Raw genomic sequence first — 20,145 nt, 5'->3', positions numbered from 1 at the left:
CTATGATGACATCAGAGATTCACGAAGTAAAGACTCCGAAAGTGAGAAGTACCACCATCATGTGGCTGACAGGCTGGAGCATGTCCGATGAGATATTTGATCCCATGCGTGAGTTATTGCCAGATTTTCATCATATTTCAGTCGATTACAGTGAGGCTGGTTCTCCTGAGGAAATGCTGCTCCTGACTGAAACGGCCGCCGAGAATATCCTGTCTTTGAATGGATTAGCTCCTCAAACGAAGGAGGATCGTAGCAGGCTTCTGATCTGCGGATGGTCGCTCGGCGGACTATTGGCACTGAGATTAGCGGCCAAAGGCTACGGGGATGGGCTTGTGTTGTTTGCGGCAAATGCTCGTTTCACCAGGACAAAGGAAGAGACGGGCCTCGGATGGTCCGTTGCTGCCATTAGACAGATGATTATCGAGCTCAAGCAGAACCCGCAAGACGTTGAAACCAAATTTCGACAGAACCTATTTACGGAAGCTAAAATAGGAACGGGTCACGGGAGGAATCTCCCGTATTCCGGGTGCTGGACAACAGCGGGACTCATCTCGGGCCTCCAGATTTTACGAAGTGAGGAAGTCTTGTCTAAGTTGCCGATGATCGATTGTCCCGTTCTTGTTGTTCACGGCACTGAGGATAAGATTTGTCCTTACAACGCTGCGTTAGAGCTTGTTGCAGGATTGCCTCAAGCAGAGTTACTTACCATTCCTTATTGTGGGCATGTACCGTTTTTGGATAGGGAAGCGGCCACAGTTGATACACTGAGGAGATGGTGGCATGAGCACTAGGATAACTGCGATTCAGCGTCAATTTAACCGTAGTTCGTCAGGTTCGTATGACCGTCATTCTCGTGTGCAGCGTAGTATGGCAGACCGGCTTGCTCAGTCACTCACAGGATGGGTGGGCGATCGTGACGCAGACGGACTCAACCTACTTGAGATCGGCTGCGGCACGGGTGCTCTGACTGAAATTTTGCTGAAGGAGTTATCCTCTGTATCTATTACTGCACTTGATATCGCACCTGAGATGATCAAAGCGGCTGAACAGCGAGTCCTTTCTAGTGCGGTAAACGATTCGGAGTCCTACAAAAGCCTATCGGCTCGCTTGCAATTTCTTCATGCTGATGTTGAGGTGTGGGCGCTAGATGCTCCTTCGAACTCATTTGATCTCATCGTTTCTAACGCCTGTTTTCAATGGCTGAGCAATCAAGGGTCAACGCTAGGCCATCTTCGACGGCTGCTACGTCCTGGAGGTATGCTGGTGTTCACTACCTTCGGACCTGATACGTTCCATGAACTGCACAAGTCATTTCATGAAGTTTATCGAGCTAGCGGCATGGAGCCGCAGAGGCATGGCTTATCCTTTCAATCGACTGATCAGTGGAAGGAGTGGCTTAAGGAGGCTGGATTTTCAAATATCCAATTTGAGCGTGAGGTTCGAAAGGAAACGTATGCTTCCGTAAGAGATTTCCTCTTTTCGGTAAAAGGAATGGGAGCTAGCACATCAGAAGCTGTTGCTTTGCATGGCATCAGCACGCGACGCCTGTTCGCCAAGATGTACCAGGAATACGAGGATAAGTTCGGCATACAGGGAGGCGTCGTTGCTAGTTACGATCTTCTTATGATCCGAGCGTCGGCTGAAGGTTAGAAAAGTAAAAGGGTTGCCGCAGCAACCCTTTTTTTTCTATGCCATTACTTACGTATATAGGGCGTGGCCCGCTTTCTTAAACTCCTCTGACTTTTCACTCATCCCTTTTTCAATGGCTTGAGCTTCCTCAAGGCCTTGTTGTTTAGCGAAGTCTCGGATATCTTGGGAAATTCGCATGGAGCAGAATTTAGGACCGCACATCGAACAAAAATGAGCGACCTTGGCACCTTCTGCAGGAAGTGTCTCATCATGGTATTCAATGGCTCTTTCTGGATCCAAGGATAAGTTGAATTGATCATGCCAGCGGAATTCAAAACGTGCCTTGGATAATGCATTATCGCGGTCCATGGCACCTTTGTGTCCTTTGGCTAAATCAGCGGCATGAGCAGCAATTTTATAAGTGATAACCCCTTCACGAACGTCGTTTTTATTGGGCAAGCCCAAATGCTCTTTGGGCGTTACATAACAGAGCATGGCAGTGCCAAACCAGCCAATCATCGCTGCTCCAATGGCAGAAGTGATATGGTCATAGCCTGGCGCAATATCCGTAGTCAAGGGTCCTAATGTGTAAAATGGAGCTTCGTCACAGATTTCAAGTTGTTTATCCATATTTTCTTTGATTAAATGCATGGGTACGTGACCAGGACCTTCTACCATGACTTGTACATCATGTTTCCAAGCGATTTTGGTGAGTTCACCTAATGTTTCTAGTTCTGCAAACTGGGCTTCATCATTCGCATCTGCAATGGATCCTGGGCGTAAACCGTCTCCTAATGAAAAGGATACATCATAGGTTTTCATGATTTCACAAATCTCTTCAAAATGGGTATACAGAAAGTTTTCCTGATGGTGGGCGAGACACCAGGCTGCCATGATGGAGCCGCCTCGTGAAACAATACCTGTCACTCGTTTGGCCGTAAGAGGAACATAACGCAGCAGAACACCAGCATGAATCGTAAAGTAATCGACACCTTGCTCAGCTTGTTCAATTAGCGTGTCACGGTACACTTCCCACGTCAAATCTTCTGCTTTTCCATTCACTTTCTCTAGTGCTTGATAAATAGGTACGGTACCAATAGGAACAGGGGAATTACGAATAATCCATTCCCGGGTGGTATGAATGTTTTTACCCGTTGAGAGATCCATAATATTATCAGCGCCCCAGCGAGTAGCCCATCTCATTTTTTCCACTTCTTCTTCAATGGAAGACGATACAGCTGAATTCCCAATATTCGCGTTGATCTTAACAAGAAAGTTTCGTCCAATAATCATAGGCTCACTTTCAGGGTGATTAATATTGGCGGGGATAATCGCTCTACCACGAGCGACTTCGTCTTTCACAAATTCCGGAGATACATTTTCGCGAATCGCGATATATTCCATTTCGGACGTGATGATACCTTGACGTGCATAATGCATCTGGGTTACGTTACGACCTGTTTTCGCTCTCATCGGGTGACGATGTAAGCCTGGAAAAACTTCGGTAACGTTCTCTTCCTTGGTATATCCGTTATCTTCCGGTTTAATCGTTCTTCCTTCATATATTTCAACATCGCCGCGTTCTACAATCCAATTCAAACGATTAGGCGCAATACCTGCACGAATATCGGTTTGGATTTCCTCATCTGTATAAGCACCACTCGTATCGTACACACGAACAGGGGCGTTTTCCTGCTCTCCGTAAGCCCCAGTAGTAGGACTCAATTTGATTTCACGCATGGGGACCCTGATGTCCTTTCGTGAGCCCTCGACATAAACTTTTTTGCTTCCCGGAAAAGCGGATGTTGAAGAAGCGACCTTTTCATTACTAGTTTCCATTGACATTTACCTTGCCTCCTAATAGTTGATTTTAATCAAGCGGAGGATTCATGCTGCGAAAAAAAGACCGCATCTATAAATAGAGGCGGTCTCTTGGTATACAAAGAGATCTTGTGTTCCTCCGCTGGCATTATCCAGATCAGGTTTAACGGTCGATAGTTATAACTATCCTCTCAGCCTGGTCTCACCAAGCTCCCGTGATTATGCACTTAGGTATTTAATCTACACTTTATTTCTAATTATTGCAATCGTTATTTTATCTCATCAATACAGTTGCCGCAAACGAGCTTCCCTTTGAAATAGGTCATGTCCTCGAAATTACCACAGAACACACAAGCAGGCATATACTTCTTGAGCGTAATACGCTCAGGGTCCACATAGACCTCGATGGCGTCACCGATCTCAATATGGAGTGTCCGACGCAACTCAATAGGTAAAACGATCCGTCCCAATTCGTCTACTTTTCTTACAATTCCCGTCGATTTCATACATTTACCTCCTTTTTTCATGAACGAAAGAACTACTTCTACTAGTTACAAAGACTCATATTCTGTATATACATCTATTCCACATATGCACTCAAATTCCTTTTATTTACTAGTTATGATTTTCATGGAGTGGGCAAGATGTTCACTGCCGAGTGAAAGCGAAAAAAATGTAAACTTACTTCAATAGAAACGTCAACTTTGCCCCAGACAATCTTGGTATAGTTAGGAAAATAAGAAGAAATCAGAATCGCATTCTTAAGCGAAGTTGGAGGTTATTCATTGATTTGGAATCGATTAGGCGTACTGACGGATGAAGTATCTCCGGATTTCGAGACAGCGTTGAATTGGGCTGCAGAACAGGGTTTACAACATGTCGAAGTAAGAGTTGTGAATGGCATCAATGTATCCGTATTAGATGACGATCAGATCGTTGGCATTCGCAAAATGGTCGAAGAGCGTGGGTTATATGTCTCTGCCATTGCATCTCCTTTGTTTAAATGCGCGTTGGATCCGAAGCGATTGGTTGAATCGGGGGACACGTTTGGTCAGAAGGAACAGAGTATAGAAGAACATTTTAAGAAACTGGATAGAGTGATCGAAATTGCTAAGCTGCTGGGGACGACACGCATTCGTATTTTCTCGTTTTGGCGGGAAATGGACCCACAGCGGCATCGTGATGAGATTGTTCATTATATAAAAAGGGCAGGCGACATCGCAGCGAGGGAAGGCGTGGTCCTGCTCTTAGAGAATGAGCCTTCCTGTAATGGAGGCTTTGCGGAGGAAGTGGCGGCACTTGTATCCGCCGTCGATTCTCCAGCGGTTCGGGGCCTTTGGGATCCAGGCAACGAAGCTTATGGCGCCAGAGAGGCATTCCCGAGCGGGTACCAGTACATGAAGGATGCTTTGGCACATGTCCATCTGAAGGATGCTTACATTCGTCAAGATGGAACACCGAAATGTGTGCCTCTCGGTTCTGGCAATGTAGCTGTGGTGGCTCAGATAAAGGCGCTTGAAGCGGATGGGTATGAGGGGTTGTATACAATTGAAACGCATTTTGTTCCGGAAGGCGGCAGTCAGCTGACAGGTACGCGAATGACGCTGGATGCGCTTCGAGCTCTGCTTGAGGAGGTATAGGGTTGGCTAACTGGAGGTTCGGCATTATCGGTTGTGGATCGGTCGCTGATTTTCATATCGAGGCCATCCGTCATATCGAAGAGGCAAGTCTGGTTGTGGTATCTAGCCGAACGGAAGAGAAGGCGCAAGCGGTTGCAGATCGTGAAGGCTGCTCCTGGACGACGGACTATCACGAGCTCCTTGCCAGGTCCGATGTGGATATCGTCTGTGTCACGACTTCAAGCGGTAGTCACGCGGCCATCGGGCTTGCAGTCGTGAATGCAGGCAAGCATCTGATTATAGAGAAACCAATCAGTATGAATGTGAACGACGCGGAGCGGCTTGTGCAAGCGGCAAGAGCGAAGAATGTTACACTCTCTGTCATTTCACAGAGGCGGTTTGAGGCTCAGAATCAAGCCATTAAACGGGTGTTGGATGAAGGCGCACTCGGAAAACTTCTGCTAGTCGAGGTATCGCTGCCCTTCCATCGATCCCAGTCTTATTATGATAGCGCGGAATGGCGCGGAACGATCGCTGAGGATGGTGGGGCCTTAATGAACCAAGGGATTCATTGCTTAGATCTGCTGCTGTGGTTCGCAGGAGACGTTCACACCGTCTTTGGCAAAGTGGCTACTCAGACGCACGAGATGGAAGCCGAGGATTTAGGATTAGCTATTTTGCAATTTAAAAATGGGACTTTCGGTACAATCATGGCCTCGACCAGCATTGCTCCGGGCTTTGCAGCGACGATTAATTTGTACGGGGAAAAAGGCTCGATCAAGCTGGAAGGCTCGACGATTGTCCATTGGACGGTGCCGGGGCGAAGCGAACCAACTTGGGCGCAGGCGGGTGCCTATGGCGGCATTACGGATCCGCGCAGCATTGTGTCGGATTTCCATCAAAGCCAGCTTCTGGACGTCATGGCTTCTATCGAAGCGGGCGATGAACCGCTGGTTACGGGTGAATCTGGGCTGCGCGCGGTGCAGCTAGTTGAACAGATTTATAAGAGCGCTGCTGAAGGTCGGCAGCTGACTTTTTGATAATGGAGGAACGATCCTATGAGCGAGCCACAATTACAGGTGCAGCCAATCTGGCAGGCACGAATCGATGCTTTGCAGGTTAATGTGTATCAGAATCGGATAGCGTTGGGGCAAGCGGCTGGGCTAGATGCAGCCAACCAAATCAAGTCGCTGCTTGCTGAGAAAGCGGCTATCCGTATTATTTTCGCGGCAGCGCCTTCGCAAAATGAAATGCTCGAAACGCTGGCTCAAGATAAAGCCATCGACTGGTCGCGGATCACTGTGTTTCACATGGATGAATACATCGGGCTGAGAGAGGATGCGCCGCAGAGATTTGGGCGCTTTTTAAACGATCGATTGTTCGATCAGGTAAAGCCAGGCACGGTGCATCTGATTAATAGTCAGAACCAGGCAGAAGAAGAGTGCAGACGGTATAGCGCACTTCTTGAAGAAGCGCCGATTGATATTGTCTGCCTTGGTATTGGTGAGAATGGTCACATCGCCTTCAATGACCCGCCTGTTGCCGATTTCGCTGATCCGGCGTTGATTAAGCCTGTGGAGTTGGATGACGTTTGCCGGCAGCAGCAGGTGAATGACGGATGTTTTGCTAGCTTAGCAGACGTGCCGACACATGCATTAACCCTAACCATTCCAGCGCTGATGTCGGGTGCACATCTGTTCTGCTCCGTACCCGGTGTTACGAAGCATCAGGCAGTGAAGCGTACATTGAACGGGGCCATCTCGACCGAGTGTCCATCGACGATTCTCCGCCAGCATCCGGACTGCACGATGTACTTGGATTGCGATTCCTATGGCCAATAAAACGAGCGTCATGCGCGCACGTCATTATGCTACAGGAGCACCTGTCGCGATTACCGTCCGCGATGGACGGTTTAGTGAAATGATTCAGGTAGAAGAATCAGATGGATTGCCGATCGTCGCCCCCGGCTTGGTCGATTTGCAGATCAATGGCTATGCGGGATTAGACTTCAACCAGCTTCCGCTGCAAGCGGAAACGGTTAGTCAAATCATCCGCAAGCTGTGGCGGGAAGGGGTCACCTCCAGTTACCCCACCGTTATTACGAACACGCCCGATGCGATCGAAAGTGCGCTCGGCAGTATTGCAAGCGCCTGCGCGACGGACCCGGCGACGGAACAAGGCATTGCGGGCATTCATCTCGAAGGCCCGTTCATTTCACCGGATGACGGAGCGCGCGGCGCTCACCGCCTGGATGCCGTAATGCCACCGGATTGGGACCTCTTCTGCCGTTGGCAGGAAGCAGCGGGCGGCCGCATCAAGATTGTGACACTATCGCCGGAATGGCTGGACAGTGCCACATTCATCAAGCGCTGCGCCGATAGTGGCGTGATCGTGTCCATCGGCCACACCGCTGCAGACGCTTCGCAGATTCAGGAAGCTGTCGCGGCAGGCGCTCGGATGTCGACGCATCTGGGTAACGGGGCACACCTGATGCTGCCACGCCATCCGAATTACCTGTGGGAGCAATTGGCACAGGAGAACTTGTGGAGCTGTGTCATCGCGGATGGATTTCATTTGCCGGACCAAGTGTTGAAAGTCGTGCTGAAAGTGAAAGGGGAGCAAGCGCTGCTAGTCAGTGATGCCGTAGCCATCAGCGGTCTTGAACCAGGCGTCTACAAGACACACATCGGTGGAGATGTTGTACTTACCTCAGAAGGCAAGCTTCATTTGGCTTTTGACCCCCGGCTTCTTGCAGGCTCGGCTCAAATGTTGCTGTGGGGCATTGAGCATCTGAACCGACGGGGTATCGCCGAGTTCTCATCAGCGTGGGAAATGGCCTCGACACGCCCGGCTCGCTTGATGGGATTGCCCGTTGCGGAGGGGTTATCGGCGGGAGCTCCTGCCGACTTCGTGCTCCTGGGCGGGGTTCAAGCGGACGGCCGCATCCCCTTGCAACAGACGTACAAAGCTGGCAAGCTCGTCTATGATGGAGGCCGCAAGATCTAAGCCATGCGTCTTGTCACGCGACTGCACAGAAAGGTTGTTCTATTCCGCCAATTGGCATATGCTTGAAGGAAATATGGCTTCGGACAGGTGGTAATCGTATGAGCATGGGGAAGGGAATGTCCTATTTTCAAAGTAAATCCACACTGAAAAAGGAATTTCCTTTTAAAATATTCCGCTACTCCAGCCTCACGCTGAAGCAGCCTTTGCATATCCACGAATATACGCAGATTGCTTATGTGCTCAAGGGTGTGTGCAACCATCAGCTGCGCGGCAAGTCGCTGAATGTCAGCAGAGGGGATATGTTCATCATCACCCCAGGGGTGGAGCATAGCTTGAGCGCTATTGAGGAGCGCGAGTTCGAAGTGGTGCTGGTTGATTTCCTTCCGTATCTGGTGAAGGAGCAGTTGAAGCCTTTCTCGGATACCTTGCAGCCTTTACTTCAAAATGCAGACGAATTACCCGATCTGTCTTCCTTACCGCTGCCGTGGTTGCATATCGCAAAGTCGAAGCAGCTTCTAGTCGAGCAACTGCTGCAAGATATTCAGGATGAATTTGAGCATCGCGAAGCGGGTTATGAATATGCCATTTGTACGAGCCTCGTCAAGCTTCTCATCATTATGGATCGCGAATACCGGCGTGCAAGGCGGAAGCAACATGTACAATCAACCTCAACGAGCCAGCATCCAATCGAAGAAGTAAAACGATATATTCACGACAACTACAGTCAGGATATTCCGCTGGAGCAAGGGGCTTTCTTAGCGAATATGGCGCCTGCTTACTTTAGTACGGTTTTTAAGAAAGAGACAGGGCAGAACTTCGTCGATTATGTAAATGAGGTACGTATTGAAAGGGCGATGGAGTTGATTCAGCGCAACATGCATACGATTACACAAATTGGCTTTCAGGTTGGGTTTCATCATCTCAGTCATTTCATCCGAACATTCAAGAAACGAACAGGCATCACGCCTACTGAATATAAGAAAACGTTTGGCAAGACCCCCTAAACCCATGAAAGAAAGAGGTAGTTGCGATGACCAAGAGAATTGTAAAGGTAGGTATTATTGGACAGGGACGCAGCGGGCGCGATATCCACGGTAATTTGCTCGTTCAGCTGCCTGAGCATTACCGGATTACGGCGGTTGCGGACTCCATTCCAGAACGTCAAGAGCTGGCGAAACAAGAATACGGATGCCAAGCATACGCGTCCTGGGACGAGATGGTGGCCCATGAGGAGCTGGATTTGATCGTGAATGCTTCGCCGAGCCATCAGCATTTTCCGATTACGCTGGAGCTGCTTAACCGCGGACTGCATGTGTTGTGCGAAAAGCCGTTGGCAAAGACAACGGAGGAGGTTGACCAGCTAATCGAGGCATCTGAGCGAAACGGTGCTATATTGGCGGTATTCCAGCAATCCCGTTATCAGCCGGCCTTCGTTCAGCTGCGTAAAGTGATCGAATCCGGCGTGCTGGGTCGCATCGTGCAGATCGACTTCAGCCTGAATGGCTTTGCCCGCCGTTGGGATTGGCAAACGTTGCAAAGCAATAATGGCGGGAGCTTGATGAATACGGGGCCACATCCACTGGATCAAGCATTGCAGCTGTTCGGTGCGGATACACAGCCGGAGGTCATGTGTATCATGGATAGAACGAATACTTTTGGTGATGCGGAGGATTATGTGAAGCTCCTTTTGCGTGGAAAAGGTAGACCTACGATAGATATGGAAATTTCATCCAGTTCTGCATTTCCACATGAGCAGTTCAACATTCAAGGAACGAATGGGGGCCTCCATGGGACGGGGGATAAGCTGGAGTGGAAATATTTTAAACCTGAGGAAGCGTCTGAGCAGAAGCTGATCCGTGAGCCTTTATTTTCAGCAGATGGGAAGCCTGCCTATTGCAGTGAGAAGCTGCCTTGGCAAACGGAAAGCTGGGAGGTGGCGATTCCAGGTGGGAAGACGGCTTTTGAGCATATGACGGAGAAGCTGTACCTGATGTTGTATGATACCCTAACCGAGGGGAAAGAGCTGGAGATTACGCCTCAGCAGGTGCGCAGGCAGCTGTGGGTTATCGAGGAATGTCAACGCCAAAATCCTCACATTTATGCGGAATAAGCATTAAAGGCAAAGCTCCGATCTCGCTATTCAGGTGGGGGAGGGGCTTTTTGAGATATTTCGTGCTGAGAGGGCGGCGAAGCCATTTATTTCGTACGTTTATTTAGGTTTGCAAGGGGGTATTCATTGAAATAAATGGATTTCATACAGCTAATGTTGCACCTTTTCTCCATTTTCAAGGAATAAATGTATTTCCTACAGCTAATTGAACGCAATTTGATGGGAATGGTTGAATTGGGCTACATTAGCTGTACTTTTTACATTTAATCGAGAAATGTTGATGATTTTCCAAAAAATAGATGTACTTTATACAGTTAGTTGTCGGCGAGTGGCGGGCAAGTGGCTAGTGAGTGTGTGTGAGCGAGTGTTGGGAAAGTGGCTAGTGAATGTGTATGTGAACGAGTGTTGGGTAAGTGGCTAGTGAGTGAGTATGTGAGCGAATGGTGGGCAAGTGGCTACAGCGGCACTAATCGGAAATTAGCTGCGATGTCGAAATAACTGGCTTCATTTCATAGGTGATCCTTATCATCTACCAATAAGTGAAAGATTTGCTTATATGCGAGATCGCCACGATGTCCTATATTTCTCAGTAAGGCTATGCCAATTGCCGTAAGTTACGTGTGCGGAATGATGGTGACGAAGAGGAGGAGCAGCATGAACTGGAATTTCGAACAAATGGATGAATCGCATCTGAGTGATCTGGTGGCGCTTTGGGATAAGGATTTATTAGAGTTGTTTCCGATGAGGCTTCGATTGCTGGAGCAGAATGTCGTAGGTGACCGACTTTGGTTAAGAGAAGGATCCTGGGTGGCGCTAGAGCAATCTTCCGGGCGTGTTGTTGGATTCGTCATCGCCAAGATGGCGAGTGAAGTTACTACGCGTTTAGGCATTCGCGGGGATATGGGGTGGATCCAGGCCCTGATGGTAGACCCGCAGCATAGAAACAAGGGAATCGGGAGTTATTTGCTTTACAAAGCCGAAGAAGCCCTGCAGAATGCCGGAGCACGGCGGATCATGCTGGGTAATGATCTGCACGGCCGTCTTTTTCCAGGGATTCCGGATCAGCTCGAGGAAACGAAAACGTGGTTTGAGAAGAGGGATTACGCCTTCCTGGAGAAATCATTCGATCTATTGAACGCTTACAAGGACGATCAGAACGTATCATTGCCAGCTGTCCATGAGGCGACATTCCGAGTAGCGAATCGGGGTGATCGAGAAGGCTTAACAGCGTTCATGACCCGCTGCTTTCCTGGCGCGTGGGATTATCAGCATCGCGACTATTGGGAACGCGGGGGGACGGGTAGAGAGTTCGTTCTGTTAGAGAAACAGGGCTCGATCATTGGGTTTTGCAGGATGAACGATGCTCAGTCTCCTTTGTTAGCTCAGAACATTTATTGGTCACCACTTTTCGAGGGAGAACTAGGGGGAATCGGGCCGCTTGGCATCGACGAGAGCTTCCGAGGACATAAGTACGGTATCTCGATTGTACAAGCGGCGATTCATTACCTGTTGCAGCGTGATGTTCGCCATGTGGTCATTGATACGACACCTTTCGTAGATTTCTACGGAAAGTTGGGCTATCAGAGTTGGAAATGCTATGCGAGATATGCCAAGGATCTAAATTAAGGGAAACAAAAGGGAGCAAATACGCCATCCGGGTGTATCTGCTCCCTTTTTCAATTAATTCTTATTATTAAGCCTTCTGAACTCACTAGGTGTAATCCCGGTATGTCGCTTGAAAACACGGTTGAAAGAAGCAGCTGTGAAGTAACCAACGAGCGAAGCAATTTCCTGCACTTTCAGGTCGGTATCTCGCAGCATTTCAATCGATTTATTCATTCGGACGGTGAAAATATAGTCGCTGAAATTCGTTCCCGTCTTTTCTTTGAAGTAGGTCGATTGATACGGACCGGTAATTCCCAACTTGGCTGAGATGGCTTCCAGTGACAGGTCATCTCCGAAATTGGACTCCACATACTCCATAACGAACTTGGTCATGACGTCGGTTTCAGATTTTTTCTCCTTAATGGCGGCAGCGGACCGGGATAGGAACCAGTGCAGGAATTCCCATACTGATCGTTGCGCTTCTTCATTGTAGTGGCGTAATGCCAGGCGAACTATCGTCTGATTTTTGGAAAATAGCCCTAAATACGTCTATGAGGGTGTGCAGGGTTATCACTTTTTAAGAATGTTGATGGAAATCGGGTTATATGGATTATGTTGAAATCTACATGTTAGAATAGAAGAAAATGGATCAGAAGGAGGCATTATGGATCAGATCAGATTGTTGAAACAGGATGATTTACATGACAGTCTTGCCTTGTCGGAGTTTGCTTTTCAATATACGGTTTTGCCGGAGGAACGAGATGAACGTCTGGCTGGAATGGCGTCCCAACAGTCATGGGGCTATTTCGCCAAAGATCAGCTAGCAGCCAAACTAACGATTCTGGAGCTGGAAACGTGGATAAATGGCAAAGCTTTTGAGATGGGTGGCATTGCGGCTGTAGCGACATGGCCAGAGTATCGTCGACAGGGAATGGTTGGCCAACTATTGTCTAAATCGCTGGAAATGATGAAAGAATCCGGGCAGACTGTATCTTTCCTAGCGCCGTTTGCTTTTGCCTTCTATCGCAAATATGGGTGGGAGGCCTATATCGAATACATGCGATATGAAATTGCAACGCATCAGCTACCGAAGCCAGAGGTGGCAGCTGGCAGCACGCTCCAACGGATTGAAGCGGAACCGGCGGTGCTGAATCCGATCTACGAGGCATATGCGAAACGCTTTAACGGTATGCTCGTTCGGACGGAGGATTGGTGGCGTAAGAGAGATTTCAACAAGAAGAAAGGAATCGTAACCCTATATCTGAATCCTGCTGGAGAACCGGAAGGGTACATCATTTATCAAGTGAAGGAAAAGGTGCTCACTGTGCATGAGTTGATTGCACTAACGGAAGAAGCGAATCGTGGGCTATTGCGATTGATCTCCAATCATGACTCGATGATTGACAAAGTGGTATGCCAGGCACCGCTTGGCGACCCGCTGCCTTTTTTGTTAGCGGATCCCCGGATCAAGCAAGAGATCGTTCCCTATTTTATGGCACGTATTGTTGATGCTGCGGCGTTTCTTCGAGGGTATTCATTTCATACGGTTATGGAAGGTGTTGGCGATGACAAGCCATTGTATCTTCAACTTCGTGATGGACACGCTGAGTGGAATAACGGGATATTCCGAATTCAACCAGGACATGGTGAGGGGAATGAAGTTGTTAACATAAATGAGGAACGAGTGTTCGTTAGTGGGGGAGGCAGCGAAAAAGAGGAAGAACGGCATGTCATTTCGTGTGATATTCAAACATTAACCGCGCTGCTCATGGGTTACAAACGAGCATCGTTGCTGCATCGCATTGGCCGTCTGCAAGGTGACGCAGGTGAGATCTCCAGATTGGAACGATTTATTCCGGAGCGCACAACGTATCTGACGGATTTCTTTTAAATGAGAAAAGGCACGGATCCGAGATCCGTGCCTTTTAGGCATGAGGGTAAGCGAAGCTTCCCCTATTTAATAGGGCGTGATGATGAGTGACATACGGGTTGCGAGTAGAGTGGGACTGGTTGTAGAAATAAGCGTAGATATAGATGTAGAGGTATGAATTTGGATTGCTGAGTCAGAATTGTGAGAAAGTAGGATGAAAGTTTGGTAAATCTCCTACGCTCTATTCAAATAGATGGATTTTCTCCAGTTAAATTTAGTTTTTTTTCGCTCAGACGCTGAATAGATGGATAACCTACAGTTAATTTTAACCATTTTACCCGATCTGAACAAAAGAGGCAGTTTTAACTACATGTTTTACAGTTAAATCGAGTTTTCGAGGGAATTTCACATAAATAACTGGATATTTTCCAGTTAATGCAAATGTCTCTGGAGCAATCGTTCAAACCTCGGGCAAGGTGAGTACACGGTATGGACGTACAGAATGCGGACTCGGAATCTCGGTGCTCAAGCCACTTCCTGCCACCGCAACTCTATTCCACTAGCTTAACATCCACAATAACTTCCAGGTCCTGTGTGCCCGAGCCGCGATAGACACCTTTGACAGGAACGATATCATTATAGTCTCGTCCATGCCCAAGCTTGATATAGCGCCAGTTCACTTCGCAATTGTTCGTTGGGTCATACCCGAACCAGCCAGAGCCGGGGATGAGACATTCCACCCATGCGTGGGAGGCTTGCGTGAAATCCGCGCTGCCTCCTTGCAAATCACCAACGAAGTGGTAACCACTCACGTAACGGGCTGGAATACTTTTTTCGCGGCAAATGGTGATCATGAAATGAGAGTAGTCCTGACAAACACCACGCCGCAGCTTCAACATCTCGCCTACCGTTGTCTGCACGGATGTTGCGGAAACGTCGTAAGTGAAATCGCGATTAATGGTGGTATAGATCGTTTGAAGTAGATCATATAAGGGTACGCCATCATCGAGAATGGCGTCGGAATAAGCTTTTAACTCAGGCGTAAGCCCGGTATAGCTGGTTGGTAATAAGTATTCAGCGTATTCATTCTGGAACTCATCTCCGGATCTTAAAGTTTTGTCTTCATAGAGTGAAGGGACGGAGACAGGATTGTTATTATTTTCATGGGTGACAACAGTGGAGACCATCTTAATCGTGAGTTCGCGATGGAGTTTGTTGACCGTAAAGGCGTGTACCCGGTTGTGGAAATAGTCTGAATAGGTGAAGAAAGCCGATACAGGTTCGGTTGTGATCGCATGGTGATAACAGGACTGACGATTGTCCGTTAATGGAGTTAGCCGAATTTCATTGACACTGTCTTGTGCGGTATCGGTGTAGGAATAACGAGTAATGTGGGTGATCTCCAGCTTCTTCATGCGATAACCTCCTCCCGAGAGGGAAAAAAGACTTTGGACATCCTTACCCCCATCCCATTACAGGAGTCGAGGAGTGTTTGTAATGTTGCTTCTAATTTACCTGATCTCAGATCATCTTCATCCATGCAGGCCAAATTCGCTTTCACTTTCCCTGCTAATTTAGCCAGCTTATGCACGGCGTTGGTGAGTTCAGGATCATCTAATTGAATGCCCTTAAACGATCGCTCCAAAGATTGAATGGAGAAGGCGACCGAACGCGGAAAGGTCTCATTTAACAACAAAAATTTGATGATGCTGTTCAAATTGACCGTATCTGCATATTCTTTTCGATACGATTCGTATCCACTAACCGATTTCAAAACCGCAAGCATGAGCGGATAGGATGAAAAGTCCTCTTTGGCATATTCCGAACAAAGCGATTGAATTAATCGCAGCAGATTCTCAGCACGTTCTAGATAACGCCCAGCTTCAACGAAATGCCATTCGTTCTGACGAGGCATGACGGAAGTTGCCGCACCTTGAAACATAGATAGCGTATCCCGGATAAAGCGATAGAATAAATGAGGCGAATCATTCGTGATATCGCGGACTTCTTTTTCTTTTAGCCATAAATAGAGTCCATTCAAAATATCCCATAGCTCGGAAGGCATTTTCTCCCGAATATTTCGTAGATTAGCACGTGCATGGTTCGTGCAGGCAAGTAGGGAGTTGGCATTATTTTTATCTAGCGTAATGTATTGAAGTACATGCTGTTCGGTGAAGCTGCCGTACTGTTCAAGGAAAACAGCACGGTCCCCGATTGTATCGATGAGTCGGCTCCAGGATTGCTTACTGCTGCCTTCCATGTCCTCACGGATATGATAATACACATCGATCAGCCTAGCGTGATTCTCTGTTCTTTCCGAATATCTACCGATCCAGAATAAAGCTTCCGCTGTTCGTCCCATCATTACCATATCCCTTGGCCTCCATTCGAATTGTAGGTTGCGTTTAGCGAACAACCCACGTATCTTTACATCCCCCGCCTTGCGAAGAATTCACAACGAGGGAGCCTTCTTTCAAAGCAACACGCGTGAGTCCGCCAGGAATCACTTGAATGTCTTCACCTGCGATGACAAAAGCTCGCAAATCAATGTGCCTAGCTGCCATTTGACCATCGACCATGACAGGTGCTCTAGATAGTTGAATCGTAGGTTGCGCGATATAGCGATCAGGGTTGGCTAGTATTTTGAGCCGGAAATCAGCAATTTCGCTCTCTGAAGCCGTTGGCCCAATTAGCATGCCGTAGCCGCCGGATAGCGAAGTTTCCTTCACAACCATTTCATGCAAATGCGCTAGGACATGCGCTCGCTCATCAGGCCGCGAAAGAATATACGTCGGTACGTTGTTTAAAATAGGTTCTTCATTCAAGTAATATCGAATCATATCGGGCACGTAGGCATAGATGGCTTTGTCATCAGCTACACCTGTACCTGGTGCGTTCACAATGTTGATATTGCCTGCGCGATAGGCGTTCATAATGCCAGCGACCCCAAGCATTGAGTTCGGATCGAAAGCGAGTGGATCTAAGAAATCATCATCGATTCGGCGGTAGAGAACATCGATTTGGCGAAGTCCTTTGATACCGCGAATGTACACTTTGTGATCAATGACGACGAGATCGTGTCCTTCAACTAACTCTAATCCCATTTGCTGAGCGAGGAACGTGTGCTCGAAATACGCGGAGTTATAGCAGCCAGGTGTCAAAAGTCCAATGACAGGATCCGGCTTACCTGAGGGACTCAGCTTGCGTAGCGCGGTTAGAAATACATTCAAACTATGCTCAATATCTTGAATGGAATGGCTGAACACAAGTTCAGGGAATAAGTGCGTCATGATTGATCTGCTTTTATATAGGTAAGAGAAGCCAGAGGGGGAACGGAGATTATCCTCAAGAACGAAATATTCACCCTGCTCATCTCGTATTAAATCAATCCCAGAGGCCGTAACATACACATCGTTTGGAATCGAAAGTCGCATCATTTCGGGTCGGAAATAACAATTGGAAAGCACCATTTTTCTAGGAATAATCCCATCTTTCAGAATGGCCTGCTCATGATAAATATCTTTGAGAAACAGATTAAGTGCCTTTACGCGCTGCTTGAGTCCTCGTTCGAGTTTCAACCACTCTTCCTGCGGGATAATCCTAGGGATAGGATCGAAGGGAAGTGTGCGTTCTAGGGCCTCTGTCTGATCGGGACTATAGAGAGTGAAGGTAATGCCTTCTTCCATCATCTTTTTCATCGTAGCAGTTTGGCGCTTGTTTAAGTTACCTGTCTTCATCGACATGAATTGAAGGAAGGTACTTTGATAATGAGGGCGAACCGAGTATGCGTTCATAAACATTTCATCAAAAAAAGGACGAGGATCATAAGGGGTAGTGACCAGATTCTCAGGTTTGGACATCGCAGCTCCCTGGTTTCATCAATATGCATTCGGAAGCTACATGAAGCTAGGGCCCGAAGCAGAAACCAGGCCTCCTTTCTGATCTAAGTTCTTAAATTGTGTTAGATTATATAACACATGAAATGATGGCGTGTGGTTTTCTTATATTGTAAATTTTTCAGAAAATTATGTCAATATAACTAACATGTGAAAATACCGACATTTCTCATTAATTTTTTGTTAATGTTCGGAAAATTCATGAAAAATTCAGTAATTTAGCTTGATTTGCATGAAAAATCACTATAATATTGTCGAATAAGGTGAATGTTAAAAAAAGTCACATTAAATGTGATAAAAGGGGTGTGTTGGTATGTTTGATTGGCTGGGGTTTAGAAAGGGTCTGCCTTTGTGGTGGTCTTACCGCCTGAATCGTCATATCAAGGAAGATGTTGAGCATATTTTCGAAGGAATTGCGCACACAAGAACGGAAATTTTACGTGGCTGGGCCCTCGCCTACTGGTCCAATTTGGATCGATTGCTTGAACAGTTAACAGGAACTGAAGCGTTGAAGGAGCCCGCGTCGAAGGACGCAACAATGGTAGAAAAGCTCCTGACAGCAACAATGAAGAGTGGAGCCGATTTCTCGGAAGTATTTATTTTGAATGAAAAGGCCTCTGTCGTATACTCCACACACAACGCTCATGTGGGAAGATCTTATGCGGCGGGAGGCGTGCTGGGGAAAGGGTTGGAAGAAACGCGCAAAGGTGTGAAATGCTTATTCGGACCCTTCTCGGACCCGCTTACGCTCCAAATCGGTCCAAGCACTTCACCATTTCATGATGCGATGACGATTGCTTTCATTTCACCTATTATGGTAGGGGGGCAATGGAAAGGAGCCGTTTGTGGACGCGTGCCAAATGATGTGCTCGGAGATTTGATCCAGCGCGAGTCAGGACATGTATATCCCGATTCTGGTGATAACTATTTATTTATGGCGAAGCCTGGGTTAAACAAGCAAATCGTTCCTGGAACAGCTTTATCGCGAAGCCGATTCGAAGATTTGACCTTTACGCATGGCGATAATTTAAAAGACGGCGTTCGCACCGATTATGGCATCGTTGGCGTCAAGGAGCATACGGAGTTGGAGCTCGTTTTCACGGATCCTGCGACGGGGCAGCTGCATCCAGGCGTAGCGGGAACAATTGCTAAGGGAAATAATTTATTCGTGGAATACCCTGGATATTCCGATTATCGCCATATTTCTGTTATTGGAAAAGGTGTAACCTTCCAGCTGCCGCATTGCCCGGATGTGTGGGGAATGATGTGTGAAGGGGATTTGGAAGAGGTCTATCGAATTCGTTCGATCGATTGGAAGATGTTCAGTCTGCAAATGCGGTTTATTACTCTCATGCTGTTTGTTTCCGCGGGTAGCTTCTGGTTCTTAAATGGACACGTTTCTAATGGTGTAGGTGCAGCAATCATGGCGAGTGTCAATCTATTCTTCGGGGGGATCGGTGCAAGATTAATTAGACGCCAAGGAAGTAAACCGATTGCTAGACAGCTTGCGCAAATTAATAAGTTTATCCGAATTAATGCAGAAGGTAAAGGGGATTTGACGCAGCGTCTGAAGGTAGATGAGTTCGCTGGCGATGAGACGCGGGATTTGGCCAAATGGATCAATAATATGATCGATTCCTTGGAAGGCATCATGCTGCAAGTGAAGCAAGCGGCTGCTGAGGTGCAGGTGAGCCAAGAACGGATGAATGACTCAACAGGATCTACGGAGCAATCAACGGGACGCATGAGTACCAAAATCCATGATATGATTCGCTCGCTGCGTGGACAGCTGAAGGATATTGATGTCGCGAAGGATGTTACGCAAAATATGAGCGGAACTTTGCGCGAATTAGAACAGAAGGCTTCAGGGCAGATTGCCGTTGCGCAGGATGAGGTTGAACGTATTGGTCAGAAGATGACTGACATTTCAGCGAAAGTTGAGGAAACGAATCAAACCATTCAAACCTTCCTGCAAACGACGCAAGAAATTCCGAAGCTGCTTAAAGTAATTGAAGAAATCTCTGCACAGACGAATCTGCTGTCATTGAATGCTTCCATTGAGGCGGCGCGTGTAGGTGAGCATGGTAAAGGATTTGCCGTTGTTGCTGGAGAGATTCGCAAGTTGGCGGATTTGACCAAGAAATCAACCACGGAAATTAATGCGACGATCGAGCAAATAGAACGACATGCGAATGAAGCATTCATCTCCATGGAAGAAGGCACGAAGGTTGTTCTAGAAGGGACGCAGATTGTTGCTGCGGCGTCTGAGATTCTTAGCACGGCGAACGCTCACGATACCATGAAAACACAGGTCGTAGAGGAAGTTGTGGCATTAATGGAGAAAATTGCAGCGGTAAGCAAAGAGAACCGTCAGATCTCAGCGGAGGTTGAGCATACCGTGAAAGAGCTTCTGCAGGACATGCATCATGTGCGTCAAACGACAGGTGATGTAGGTGCAATAACACACTCTATGCTGTTGCTTGTGAATCAGTTTCATTTGACGGAGAGCCGTATTCGTTAAAAGGTTATTATTAGACTTTCTTTCGCATGTTAACAACCCCATGCCGCATACAATGATAATGCGGTATG

At 47.5% G+C, this 20,145-nt stretch carries 17 protein-coding genes and 1 riboswitch; of the genes, 11 read left to right on the top strand and 6 right to left on the bottom strand.

What is annotated here, in order from left to right; translation table 11 throughout:
* Positions 1–2: 2 nt before the first annotated feature.
* Together ACSQ8P_RS27530 and bioC are read left to right on the top strand one after the other, a co-directional pair.
* Positions 3–791, top strand: a complete 789-nt coding sequence (locus tag ACSQ8P_RS27530) for an alpha/beta hydrolase (protein ID WP_436238109.1) — start codon at positions 3–5, stop codon at positions 789–791.
* Positions 781–1,650 carry a malonyl-ACP O-methyltransferase BioC gene (bioC, locus tag ACSQ8P_RS27525; RefSeq protein ID WP_436238108.1) on the top strand — a complete coding sequence of 290 codons (870 nt, stop codon included), beginning with the start codon at positions 781–783 and terminating at the stop codon, positions 1,648–1,650. Before ACSQ8P_RS27530 ends, bioC begins: the two co-directional genes overlap by 11 nt.
* Positions 1,651–1,698: 48 nt before the next feature.
* On the opposite strand, the gene thiC is transcribed toward bioC, so the two are convergent.
* The gene (gene thiC / locus ACSQ8P_RS27520) at positions 1,699–3,474 is read right to left on the bottom strand and encodes a phosphomethylpyrimidine synthase ThiC (RefSeq protein ID WP_436238107.1); all 1,776 of its coding nucleotides are present in this window, start codon (positions 3,472–3,474) and stop codon (positions 1,699–1,701) included.
* Positions 3,475–3,567: 93 nt separating this feature from the next.
* Positions 3,568–3,677: riboswitch (TPP riboswitch) on the bottom strand.
* A gap of 42 nt (positions 3,678–3,719) precedes the next feature.
* Positions 3,720–3,956, bottom strand: coding sequence for an AbrB/MazE/SpoVT family DNA-binding domain-containing protein (locus ACSQ8P_RS27515; RefSeq protein WP_436238106.1), 237 nt, complete (start codon positions 3,954–3,956; stop codon positions 3,720–3,722).
* A gap of 279 nt (positions 3,957–4,235) precedes the next feature.
* On the opposite strand from ACSQ8P_RS27515, the gene ACSQ8P_RS27510 reads away from it, so the two are divergent.
* The 7 genes from ACSQ8P_RS27510 to ACSQ8P_RS27480 all read left to right on the top strand — a co-directional run bounded on the left by ACSQ8P_RS27510 (position 4,236) and on the right by ACSQ8P_RS27480 (position 11,811).
* The gene (locus ACSQ8P_RS27510) at positions 4,236–5,090 is read left to right on the top strand and encodes a sugar phosphate isomerase/epimerase family protein (protein WP_436238105.1); all 855 of its coding nucleotides are present in this window, start codon (positions 4,236–4,238) and stop codon (positions 5,088–5,090) included.
* Positions 5,091–5,092: 2 nt separating this feature from the next.
* Positions 5,093–6,109 (top strand): Gfo/Idh/MocA family protein, encoded by a 1,017-nt coding sequence (locus ACSQ8P_RS27505; protein ID WP_436238104.1) that lies wholly within the window; start codon positions 5,093–5,095, stop codon positions 6,107–6,109.
* An 18-nt stretch (positions 6,110–6,127) separates the two neighbouring features.
* A complete protein-coding gene (locus ACSQ8P_RS27500; RefSeq protein WP_436238103.1) occupies positions 6,128–6,910 on the top strand; it encodes a glucosamine-6-phosphate deaminase in 783 nt (260 codons plus the stop codon).
* The gene (locus ACSQ8P_RS27495; RefSeq protein ID WP_436238102.1) at positions 6,900–8,075 is read left to right on the top strand and encodes an N-acetylglucosamine-6-phosphate deacetylase; all 1,176 of its coding nucleotides are present in this window, start codon (positions 6,900–6,902) and stop codon (positions 8,073–8,075) included. Before ACSQ8P_RS27500 ends, ACSQ8P_RS27495 begins: the two co-directional genes overlap by 11 nt.
* A gap of 98 nt (positions 8,076–8,173) precedes the next feature.
* Positions 8,174–9,079 carry an AraC family transcriptional regulator gene (locus ACSQ8P_RS27490; protein WP_436238101.1) on the top strand — a complete coding sequence of 302 codons (906 nt, stop codon included), beginning with the start codon at positions 8,174–8,176 and terminating at the stop codon, positions 9,077–9,079.
* Positions 9,080–9,105: 26 nt separating this feature from the next.
* Positions 9,106–10,185 (top strand): Gfo/Idh/MocA family protein, encoded by a 1,080-nt coding sequence (locus ACSQ8P_RS27485; protein ID WP_436238100.1) that lies wholly within the window; start codon positions 9,106–9,108, stop codon positions 10,183–10,185.
* Between the two features lie 654 nt (positions 10,186–10,839).
* Positions 10,840–11,811, top strand: a complete 972-nt coding sequence (locus ACSQ8P_RS27480) for a GNAT family N-acetyltransferase (RefSeq protein WP_436238099.1) — start codon at positions 10,840–10,842, stop codon at positions 11,809–11,811.
* Between the two features lie 54 nt (positions 11,812–11,865).
* Here ACSQ8P_RS27480 and ACSQ8P_RS27475 read toward each other — a convergent pair whose 3' ends face one another.
* Entirely contained in the window at positions 11,866–12,183 is a 318-nt protein-coding gene (locus ACSQ8P_RS27475) for a helix-turn-helix domain-containing protein (RefSeq protein ID WP_436238098.1), read from the bottom strand.
* Between the two features lie 271 nt (positions 12,184–12,454).
* Between ACSQ8P_RS27475 and ACSQ8P_RS27470 the strand changes: the two genes are divergently transcribed.
* Positions 12,455–13,681 (top strand): GNAT family N-acetyltransferase, encoded by a 1,227-nt coding sequence (locus ACSQ8P_RS27470; protein WP_436238097.1) that lies wholly within the window; start codon positions 12,455–12,457, stop codon positions 13,679–13,681.
* Between the two features lie 530 nt (positions 13,682–14,211).
* Here the strand turns inward: ACSQ8P_RS27470 and ACSQ8P_RS27465 are convergent.
* The 3 genes from ACSQ8P_RS27465 to ACSQ8P_RS27455 are packed head-to-tail and all read right to left on the bottom strand — an operon-like array spanning position 14,212 to position 17,520.
* On the bottom strand, positions 14,212–15,075 hold the full coding sequence (locus ACSQ8P_RS27465) for a transglutaminase family protein (RefSeq protein ID WP_436238096.1): 864 nt from the start codon (positions 15,073–15,075) through the stop codon (positions 14,212–14,214).
* Complete coding sequence (locus tag ACSQ8P_RS27460; RefSeq protein ID WP_436238095.1) at positions 15,072–16,031, bottom strand: alpha-E domain-containing protein; 960 nt, start codon at positions 16,029–16,031, stop codon at positions 15,072–15,074. Before ACSQ8P_RS27460 ends, ACSQ8P_RS27465 begins: the two co-directional genes overlap by 4 nt.
* Before the next feature lie 34 nt (positions 16,032–16,065).
* The gene (locus ACSQ8P_RS27455) at positions 16,066–17,520 is read right to left on the bottom strand and encodes a circularly permuted type 2 ATP-grasp protein (protein WP_436238094.1); all 1,455 of its coding nucleotides are present in this window, start codon (positions 17,518–17,520) and stop codon (positions 16,066–16,068) included.
* Between the two features lie 349 nt (positions 17,521–17,869).
* On the opposite strand from ACSQ8P_RS27455, the gene ACSQ8P_RS27450 reads away from it, so the two are divergent.
* Positions 17,870–20,077, top strand: a complete 2,208-nt coding sequence (locus ACSQ8P_RS27450) for a methyl-accepting chemotaxis protein (RefSeq protein ID WP_436238093.1) — start codon at positions 17,870–17,872, stop codon at positions 20,075–20,077.
* Positions 20,078–20,145: the final 68 nt, after the last annotated feature.

It is taken from the genome of Paenibacillus sp. LjRoot153, assembly GCF_964253085.1.
Lineage (GTDB): Bacteria > Bacillota > Bacilli > Paenibacillales > NBRC-103111 > Paenibacillus_E.
This window is presented reverse-complemented; position numbering and strand designations above follow the sequence as displayed.

What these genes read in the sequence shown, in the direction of transcription:
- ACSQ8P_RS27475 (WP_436238098.1), bottom strand. Translation starts at nt 12,183, where the DNA reads ATGACCAAGTTCGTTATGGAGTATGTGGAGTCCAATTTCGGAGATGAC.
- ACSQ8P_RS27460 (WP_436238095.1), bottom strand. Translation starts at nt 16,031, where the DNA reads ATGGTAATGATGGGACGAACAGCGGAAGCTTTATTCTGGATCGGTAGA.
- ACSQ8P_RS27480 (WP_436238099.1), top strand. Translation starts at nt 10,840, where the DNA reads ATGAACTGGAATTTCGAACAAATGGATGAATCGCATCTGAGTGATCTG.
- ACSQ8P_RS27485 (WP_436238100.1), top strand. Translation starts at nt 9,106, where the DNA reads ATGACCAAGAGAATTGTAAAGGTAGGTATTATTGGACAGGGACGCAGC.
- ACSQ8P_RS27495 (WP_436238102.1), top strand. Translation starts at nt 6,900, where the DNA reads ATGGCCAATAAAACGAGCGTCATGCGCGCACGTCATTATGCTACAGGA.
- ACSQ8P_RS27490 (WP_436238101.1), top strand. Translation starts at nt 8,174, where the DNA reads ATGAGCATGGGGAAGGGAATGTCCTATTTTCAAAGTAAATCCACACTG.
- ACSQ8P_RS27470 (WP_436238097.1), top strand. Translation starts at nt 12,455, where the DNA reads ATGGATCAGATCAGATTGTTGAAACAGGATGATTTACATGACAGTCTT.
- ACSQ8P_RS27455 (WP_436238094.1), bottom strand. Translation starts at nt 17,520, where the DNA reads ATGTCCAAACCTGAGAATCTGGTCACTACCCCTTATGATCCTCGTCCT.
- ACSQ8P_RS27450 (WP_436238093.1), top strand. Translation starts at nt 17,870, where the DNA reads ATGTTTGATTGGCTGGGGTTTAGAAAGGGTCTGCCTTTGTGGTGGTCT.
- ACSQ8P_RS27530 (WP_436238109.1), top strand. Translation starts at nt 3, where the DNA reads ATGATGACATCAGAGATTCACGAAGTAAAGACTCCGAAAGTGAGAAGT.
- ACSQ8P_RS27515 (WP_436238106.1), bottom strand. Translation starts at nt 3,956, where the DNA reads ATGAAATCGACGGGAATTGTAAGAAAAGTAGACGAATTGGGACGGATC.
- thiC (WP_436238107.1), bottom strand. Translation starts at nt 3,474, where the DNA reads ATGTCAATGGAAACTAGTAATGAAAAGGTCGCTTCTTCAACATCCGCT.
- bioC (WP_436238108.1), top strand. Translation starts at nt 781, where the DNA reads ATGAGCACTAGGATAACTGCGATTCAGCGTCAATTTAACCGTAGTTCG.
- ACSQ8P_RS27500 (WP_436238103.1), top strand. Translation starts at nt 6,128, where the DNA reads ATGAGCGAGCCACAATTACAGGTGCAGCCAATCTGGCAGGCACGAATC.
- ACSQ8P_RS27465 (WP_436238096.1), bottom strand. Translation starts at nt 15,075, where the DNA reads ATGAAGAAGCTGGAGATCACCCACATTACTCGTTATTCCTACACCGAT.